We start from the raw sequence: 8,402 nt of genomic DNA on the forward strand, positions 1-8,402 counted from the left end.
ATTCCAATAAAATAAGCCCGCATCCCGCAAGTGCCCATCCTCCCAGCGCTTCTCCGGCAAAGGTTACGCCCGTAATGACGGCAAATACCGGTTCCATCGCAAATAAAATCGCAACGCGTGTCGCGGAGGTATACTTCTGACACCAAGTCTGCGCCCAGAAGGCAAACGCGGTCGAGAGTCCAATGGATATAGCAAGTGCGTACAGCACCTTCGGCTCCGATAAGGCTTGCCCGAGTAAATTCATCGTGAGCGGCGGCTCAAAGACAGCCGAACTTATGCCAGACAGAATACCGACAGTAATAAGCTGTACGGTAACAAGCGGCAGTGTATCATGCTGCGATGCGAAACGGCCTGTCAGGGCGATATGCATGGCGAAGCCGACTGCGCAGAGCAGCACGAGTCCGTCTCCTTTATTCCACTCAGCCACTCCACCATTGAAAGCAAGCAAATACAGCCCGCAGAGAGCAAGCAGAGCGGAGATCCAAGTCGGGAGAGTCAGCCGCTGCTTCGACAGCCATAAGGTAATGAAAGGGACCAAACGCATATGCGGAAAATAACCATAAGCCAAGTATCCCGCCGTGAAGAAGCAGTCGCTTGTTCAGGAAGATAGTCAAGGTTCGTCTGGTAAGAAGCAGAACGACTGCAAACAGCAGTCCAGCGCATACAAAGCGAATTGCATTAAAGGCAAGAGGGGGCAAAGTATGGACAGCATACTGAACAACAAGAAACGTGCTGCCCCAAATCAGTGCAACGAGCAAGAGACATACATCGGCTAACCATGTGCGTTTCATGATGAGTAAAATAGACTCCCTTCCTACTTAGAAATATTTTACTCTTATCATGTAAGAAAGCCTGCATGCTGTAAAGCATAGTTTTCAATCATCCATTCTTTACATCCTTCATTTTCCATGATAAATTGGAGTAAGAATCCGAAATGTGATCGAATTATTGGATAATTACTTCTAACCTATAGGAGTTGGAAACGATGAAGGTAGAGGAAACGAACATAAGAGCAGAGAAGCTTGCTGAACAACTGCAAGGAAATTTGATTGTTTCGTGTCAGGCGTACCCGGGGGAAGCGCTGTATGGAAGCGATATGATGGTGCGCATGGCCTTAGCAGCCGTGAATGGCGGTGCTGCCGGAATTCGCAGCAACTCGCCGCAAGATGTTGCAGCCATTAAGGAAGCGGTAAGTATTCCGGTTATCGGGATATGGAAGAAGGAATATCCAGGTTCTGACGTATATATAACCCCGACACTCGCGGATGTTGAAGTGATGATTGCTGCCGGCGCTGACATGGTCGCGCTTGATGCCACGATGCAGCCGCGTCCATCAGGTGAAACGCTTGAATACATTGTAAACGTTATCAAAACAAAGTATGACATTCCCTTGATGGCGGATATTTCAACTTACGAGGAAGGGATTCGCGCAGCGGAGCTGGGTTTTGATTTTATTTCTACGACATTATCAGGTTATACCCCCTATAGCGCGCAGCAGAAGGAGCCGGATATGGAGCTGATCAAGCGGCTGGCCGCAGCAGTGTCAACGCCGATCATCGCGGAAGGACGCATCCATACACCGGAGCAGGCGGAGGAAGCCTTGAATAATGGCGCATTCTCCGTTGTTGTGGGCACGGCCATTACACGTCCGCATACGCTTACCAGTTCATTTGTTTCCAAGATAAAAGGGGGTCAGATCCCTGTCCAAGCGGCGATGTCGGGCTCGGTCATCCCTGTGATTCCTCAGAATCAGGATGGGATTGAACCTGCCAGCAAGGGAGAGGCGTCATCATGACAGACGCAGTGAACGGTCATGAATCTGTCGTCATCGCCATTGATATTGGCGGTACGAATATAAAGAGCGGCATTGTAGACAGGCAGGGGAATGTACTCCATTCCCGTACCATTCCTACAGAGGCTATGCTTGGACGGGACGAACTGCTGAACAAGCTGAAGCAGCTTATTCATTATTATCAGAATGAAGCGGAACTGAATGATTGGGCGGTAAATGGCATTGGAGTAGGTTCTGCAGGTTATATTCATCATGATGGGCATGTGGCTTATGCGACGGATAATTTGCCGGGCTGGAGCGGAACTCCAGTACAGGCATTGCTACATGAAGCGACGGGTCTGCCGGTTCGCGTCATTAACGATGTGCATGCAATCGCACTCGGGGAGAGCTGGAAGGGCGCAGGCAGAGGAATGGATCAATTCGTCTGCGTCGCACTCGGTACAGGAATTGGTGGTGCGATTATTGAAGAGGGTGCACTCTATGGCGGGGCTGATGGCCATGCGGGTGGATTCGGGCATTTCATCGTGCAGATGGATGGCGAGCCTTGCACTTGTGGATTGCGCGGCTGTTGGGAGCAGTATGCTTCTGTTAATGCCTTGAAGCGCATGATGAGAGAGAAGACTTCTGTTGAAGGCAGTTCTTCTGCGGCAGCGATATTGCCTCAATGCGAGGATAAGCCAGAGGCTTGGTTCGCAGCCGCACGTAGTGGCATTCCGGCAGCAAATGAGGTCATTACCCAATATATTCGAAACATCGCAGTTGGGCTTGTGACGCTGCAGCATGTGCTCAATTGTCGTCGATTTGTATTAGGCGGAGCTGTTCTCGGACAAGGAGCATGGCTGCTTGAAGCAATTAAGGAAGAGATGCGCAAGATGTGCATGCCTGCATATTGGGGAGAGGGTGTGGAGCTCCATGCTGCTAAAATGGGGGAGCATGCTGGGGTAGTTGGAGCTGCCAACTGTATTTGGACGGAGCTTCATTCGGTGCAACCTTCCGACCATTTTTCTGTAATCTAGCCTATTTTCTAACTTGCATAATAAACCGATCGTAATAAGCGGCGATAGCAGGATGTAAACTGTCTATTTGCCGCTTTTTTATCGTGTTCTTGTCGAAGAAACGAAGCAGTTCACGTCGGGGACTGTATGGTGAAGTGACCCAGATCGGACTATCCCTATGTAAGAACGCTTTCACTATTTTGTTATCAAAATGTTGATTTTTTAATCGTTCCATTAGATGATAAGGCTAGTTCGAATTTCCTTGTGAATGGGCTGTGCATGATGACTTTTGTGTAAGCACCAACCACTGACGTCGTGGAGGGCTGTTAATCGGATGGTGAATGAGGCATGTTGAATCTTGCCTAGTACGATCAATACATCATTTGACAGGTGAACAATGAGTGAGGGAATTCCGAACACTAGGATTGTGTCAGTAGTTGTGAGCTGGCATGGAAATAAACAAATCCGGCACAAGACACGCTGAGAGTGCCGCATTCATACGGATTGAAATACATAAAGAAGTTAGGGGGAATCATGAGATGGTCGCAGGTGAACATACCAATACACTGCTGCTGATTAGAAGTCTCTATCCGTCACTGACGAAGACGGAGAAGAAAATAGCAGACTATGTATTGAAAAATCCCGAATCGGTGCTATATGCGACAGTTACGGATTTAGCGGAGCGAGCAAGTGCGGGCGAGACTTCTGTTCTGCGTTTTTGTCGTAATCTGGGCTTTAAAAGCTACCAAGATTTCAAGCTATCCTTGGCTAAAGATCTGGTATCACCACTGAAACATGAAGATAGTGAGATTGATGAGAGTGATGACCTGGCTGTTGTGGCGAAGAAAATGACAATGGAGAATGTCGCGTCGCTTGAGCATACGCTGTCCTTGCTGAATATGGAGGAGCTGAATAAGGCGGTCGAAGCCATCGTGAAGGCGAAGCGCCTATTCTTCATGGGGGTAGGCTCGTCTGCTATGACAGCGATGGATGCACAGTATCGCTTTATGCGGCTTGGCTACACTGGGGAAGCGATAACAGATCCACACGTGATGGCGATGAATGCGGTACTTATGACCGAACAAGATGTCGTATTCGGCATATCAACATCAGGCAGTACGAAGGATTTGGTGGACACGATTCGATTGGCGAAGGAGAATGGCGTATTTTTCATTTGCTTGACGAGTCATGCGAAGTCCCCTATTACAAAATATGCAGACTCCATTCTGCTAATCAAATCCAAGGAGACACCTCTTGAGGGTGGGGCCTTTTCATCGAAAATTGCACAAATCCATGTCCTCGATATTCTGTCGACTGCTGTTGCCTTGCAAGATAAGGAGAAGGCATACAAGGCAATTCAACAAACGGCCAAGTCCGTATTGGACAAGCTATACTAAGCTTCATAACTGTAATTGAGACATGCCAGGAGTCTGAACGGATTGGACGTCTGGTAGATTTCGTTCCATAACGAAGAGGCGTTCTCTCCAAAGAGAGGACGCCTCTATCTGCTTCACGGTCTATTCCTGCAGCATAAGCAGTCCAACAAAGTCATCCTTGCTAATGTTGCCGAGGTAGTGATTAATGTCCATATCTCCAATAGCCTCGGAGATGGCTTGTTCCTCATAGCGAACACCTTGGAGCCGTTCCTCAATATCACTTACCTCGCCGATGCCGAAGAAGTCCCCGTATATCTTCATCGATTGAATCACTCCGTCCGCTACATCCAATCGTACATCGACGATACCGGCAGGGAATTTCTTCGTATGCTCCACATTGAACTTCGGAGAGTGACCATAGTTCCAATCCCAGTTCTGGTAGCGTTCCTCGGAGATGCGATGAATAACCTCCCAATCCTGCTCAGTCAACACATACTGCGGAACTTGATCCGCTTCGATACCGAAGATGTGGTGCAGAATCGAAGCCTTGAATTCTTCAATGGTCATTGGCTCCTTCAAGTACTCCGCTATATTGGCAACACGGGAGCGCACAGATTTCGTGCCCTTGGATTCGATTTTAATTTGGCGCACCTTCAGTGCAGATGCGACATGTTCCATTTCCGAATTGAACAGCAGCGTTCCATGGCTGAACATGCGGCCACGGGTAGCGAACTGGGCGTTTCCTGAAATTTTGCGCTCTCCAACCTGGATATCATTGCGTCCAGTCAGATCGGCATTCACGCCGAGAGCGTGCAAGGTGTCGATAACAGGCTGGGTGAATTTGCGGAAGTTATGGAAGGACTCACCGTCATCCTTAGTAATGAAGCTGAAGTTCAGGTTGCCTGTGTCATGATATACAGCTCCACCGCCAGAGAGGCGACGCACAACATGAATGTTGTTGTCCTTAACGTATTCGGCATTGATTTCTTCGATTGTATTCTGATTTCTGCCTATAATGATCGATGGCTCGTTGATATAGAATAAAAGATAGCTGTCTTCCTCAAGCGGCAAATGCTTCAATACGAATTCCTCGATTGCAAGATTGATCCGCGGGTCTGTTATGCCTTGATTATCAATAAACTTCATAGCTTGTCCGTCTCCTTCATGTAGAAGCTGTTGGTGCATATAGTTCTATTGTATACGATTTGCAAGAGAATACAAAACAGATTTGATATTGATAATCGTTATCATAGATGATATGATGTGAAGTAACAAAGACGGTTACAATGCAACCTATTGAGGAGGAACTTCAGGATGTCAATTGCTTCAATTATTCGGGAACGTAGAAGTATACATGAATTCAACGATAAGTCAGTTGATCGCAGCTTGGTGCTGCAGCTGTTAAATGACGCAGTATGGGCACCGAACCACGGACTGCGTGAGCCTTGGCGCTTCATATATGCGGAAGGAGAAGGAAAGGCGCGTATTGTGAACGGACTTCTTACAATTCTAGATAAGACTAAGCTAAGAGATGCAACGCCAGAGCAGCGCCAGAAGTTCGAGGAGCATTTGATGCATGTTCCTGCTTATTTGCATGTGGTCATGCCTGAAGACCCTCGTCCGAATATTTGGCAAGAGGATTTGGAAGCGGTGAGCGCTCTGATTCAGAACTTCCAGCTGCTTGGATGGGAACTTGGTCTTGGCATGCTGTGGCATACAGGCGACTATATCTACAACAAGCAATATCGTGAGATGGTTGGCGTACAACCAGGCGAGAAACTTGTCGGGGTAATCCGCATCGGTTACTTTGACGATGCGCCGAAGGCTCGCCCGCGTACGAGTGCGGAGCAGCTCTTCACTGTAATCGATCAATAATGGAGGATGGCAAGTGCAACTGGCTCTGTCCTAACAATAAGGAGTGCCTCGCAGCGTATGCTGATCGGGCACTCCTTATTTTCTGTATCGAGGTCAGTGATCACGAAGTAAACGGTTACATGATCAAGGATGATCTAATGGATCCGCCTTGATAAAGCGATGGTACAGCATTAATTCCAAAGCGTGCTTGATGATCCACGCAGCCAGCAGCACACAGACAAGTAAATGAGCGCATACGAGCGGAGACAGCAATAAGGTGCGTGTATCCGATACATATATTAAATAGGCCGCACAGCAAGCTACTGCAAGGACGAGAAAGAGAAGGCTGAACTGATTGGCCTGCATGGACACAGAACGAGCAAGCTCCTTGTCCTCGGCCTCATCCTTGGACATAAAGTTGATAAAGTGCATAACGACTTGAACGACAACGGCAATTCCGAACACGTTCCGGGCAAGGGCCATCATTTCCGTGCTGTATAATCCGATGTCCCCCTTGAGTCGAAACAGAATTGCAGCGTAATAGATGGTGACAATGATGGCGGCGCCGAGAGTAGCCCATGATGTCTTGTGATGCACCGACATAATCATCCCTCCTCATCCATGACATATCACACCTGTTAAGATGTGTGGTGCAACAAGATTATACAGCAATTAACAGAAGTGTTACAGTGTGCGATTGACCAATGTTTTTTGGCATTTCGTAATAAAACCTTTGCAATTCCACTATAATTACTTGCAAATCGCGCTGCAACGCCCGTAGTGAACGAAGCAGCTGCACATATTTACAGGAAAATTCGTTTGACGAACATTGCTCTGTTACGCATAATGGACGAGTAGAAACGATTCCATATTGGAAAGCTCCGGTTCGTGGAGCTAGCAGTACATATATATTTTCAACCTTTGGACAAATCCAATTGACATCTTTGGGAGGAAGACAGCAATGGGCATAATTGAACGATTCGGGCATGGTGGAGATGTGTGGACGGCTGCGAACGCGTTCGGCGTCGATCGTAAAGAACTGCTGGACTTCAGCGCGAATATTAATCCGCTTGGACCGCCTTCGGCTGTTATAGATCGTCTGAGACGCGAGATGATGCCGTCAATCGTTCATTATCCGGATCCTGGACATCGGCAGATGAAGAAGCTCTTAGCTGCGAAGTTAGGGGTCGACGAGGCACTGATTAGCATTGGTAACGGGGCTGCAGAATGCATGGCGCTGCTGTTGCTGGCGATTCGGCCTAAACGGGTTGGCGTTATTGCCCCTTGTTTCTCTGAATATGAGACGCTGTCGCGCAAGTTCGGAGCAGAAGTGATGCATAGGGTTGGCAGTGAGGATAACGATTTCCGTGCTACCGAGTCTCAGCTGACAGAGCTTATTGAGCAGGCGGATGTCGTATTTATCGGCCACCCGAACAACCCGAATGGTGCATTATATGATCATATGCTGCTAGGAAGACTTGCAGTCTTAGCAGAAGCTGCTTCTACGATTCTCGTAATCGATGAAGCTTTTATTGACTTTGCGAATGAAGAGGAGCATTCCTTGATTCCATTCGTTCATCGATGCCCGAATCTTATTGTACTTCGTTCACTTACGAAGTTCTATGCGATTCCTGGATTACGTCTCGGGTACGCAATCGCCCAGCCGCAGCATATTGCGGCGATGTCGGCTATGCAGGTGGCATGGAGTGTCAATGGCTTGGCACTAGCGGCAGGGGAGGCCCTCCTGACGGATGAGCAATCGGATCAATACGCGGCTTCAACACGAGCTCTCATCGCTGAAGAACGGGCTGCTCTACGTCAGCAGCTGCATATGTTAGGCATTCGAACATGGCCAAGCGTAGCGAATTTCCTATTATGCAGAGCTCCAGAAGGGTGGACGGCGAAGTCGCTTCAGGCCGAATTATGCCGATCTGGCATTCTCATTCGCAATTGCGACATGTATGTCGGACTGACGGAGAGAGACTTCCGATTGGCAGTCAAGGATCGCGCTGCGAATGCAATTGTAGCGTCAGCCCTTGAAGCTGTGTTACAGTAGACAAACACAGAATGAAGGAGAAGTGGGATGCAGCCATATCGAGAGCGCAACTGTACCTATACATCTAGACATATTGCAGGTGTACATATTCGTTGGGAGGATGCTCTCATCGCTGTTGAACTTCCACAGATAGCGCCGATATGGAGCAGTGCTGTATTTCATGGCGGGCAATGGGCGGGCAATCGCATCTTGAATCAGATGGTTCATTATCAGTTCAATTGTGCAGATCCGATAGAGTACCTTCGTCTGACGTGTGTAGAGAAGGGGTACGCTCCGGAGCAGACCGTCGGGCTTATGACCGCTGCTAAGGTGAGCCATGCATCTGTTGC

The 8,402-nt window shown here is 48.4% G+C and carries 10 protein-coding genes; 6 read left to right on the forward strand and 4 right to left on the reverse strand.

The features are described 5' to 3' along the window. A partial coding sequence (locus AZ66_RS33015) for a DMT family transporter (protein ID WP_231587008.1) occupies nt 1-427 on the reverse strand: 427 nt, incomplete at its 3' end. Next, nucleotides 420-791, reverse strand: coding sequence for an EamA family transporter (locus AZ66_RS33020; protein ID WP_231587009.1), 372 nt, complete (start codon nt 789-791; stop codon nt 420-422). The genes AZ66_RS33020 and AZ66_RS33015, both read right to left, overlap by 8 nt. Before the next feature lie 194 nt (nt 792-985). On the opposite strand from AZ66_RS33020, the gene AZ66_RS23690 reads away from it, so the two are divergent. From AZ66_RS23690 to AZ66_RS23700, 3 genes are all read left to right on the forward strand, one after another. Then, entirely contained in the window at nt 986-1,795 is an 810-nt protein-coding gene (locus AZ66_RS23690) for an N-acetylmannosamine-6-phosphate 2-epimerase (RefSeq protein WP_044357105.1), read from the forward strand. Continuing rightward, entirely contained in the window at nt 1,792-2,808 is a 1,017-nt protein-coding gene (locus AZ66_RS23695; RefSeq protein ID WP_044357106.1) for an ROK family protein, read from the forward strand. The genes AZ66_RS23690 and AZ66_RS23695 overlap by 4 nt, the downstream gene beginning before the upstream one ends. Before the next feature lie 518 nt (nt 2,809-3,326). Further along, nucleotides 3,327-4,184 (forward strand): MurR/RpiR family transcriptional regulator, encoded by an 858-nt coding sequence (locus AZ66_RS23700; RefSeq protein WP_044357107.1) that lies wholly within the window; start codon nt 3,327-3,329, stop codon nt 4,182-4,184. Nucleotides 4,185-4,304: 120 nt separating this feature from the next. Here AZ66_RS23700 and AZ66_RS23705 read toward each other — a convergent pair whose 3' ends face one another. After that, nucleotides 4,305-5,309 (reverse strand): lipoate--protein ligase, encoded by a 1,005-nt coding sequence (locus AZ66_RS23705; RefSeq protein WP_021258442.1) that lies wholly within the window; start codon nt 5,307-5,309, stop codon nt 4,305-4,307. A gap of 168 nt (nt 5,310-5,477) precedes the next feature. On the opposite strand from AZ66_RS23705, the gene AZ66_RS23710 reads away from it, so the two are divergent. Beyond that, nucleotides 5,478-6,038 (forward strand): nitroreductase family protein, encoded by a 561-nt coding sequence (locus AZ66_RS23710; protein ID WP_021258441.1) that lies wholly within the window; start codon nt 5,478-5,480, stop codon nt 6,036-6,038. 123 nt (nt 6,039-6,161) lie between these two features. Here AZ66_RS23710 and AZ66_RS23715 read toward each other — a convergent pair whose 3' ends face one another. Beyond that, nucleotides 6,162-6,620: a hypothetical protein gene (locus AZ66_RS23715; RefSeq protein WP_021258440.1), complete on the reverse strand. Its 459-nt coding sequence runs from the start codon at nt 6,618-6,620 to the stop codon at nt 6,162-6,164. Between the two features lie 358 nt (nt 6,621-6,978). Here AZ66_RS23715 and cobD point away from each other — a divergent pair, with 358 nt between their 5' ends. Together cobD and AZ66_RS23725 are read left to right on the forward strand one after the other, a co-directional pair. Further along, a complete protein-coding gene (cobD, locus tag AZ66_RS23720; protein WP_082061705.1) occupies nt 6,979-8,073 on the forward strand; it encodes a threonine-phosphate decarboxylase CobD in 1,095 nt (364 codons plus the stop codon). Between the two features lie 27 nt (nt 8,074-8,100). Continuing rightward, a partial coding sequence (locus AZ66_RS23725) for an adenosylcobinamide amidohydrolase (protein WP_044357109.1) occupies nt 8,101-8,402 on the forward strand: 302 nt, incomplete at its 3' end.

The sequence above is a fragment of the Paenibacillus sp. E194 genome, assembly GCF_000935845.1.
Lineage (GTDB): Bacteria > Bacillota > Bacilli > Paenibacillales > Paenibacillaceae > Paenibacillus_B > Paenibacillus_B alvei_B.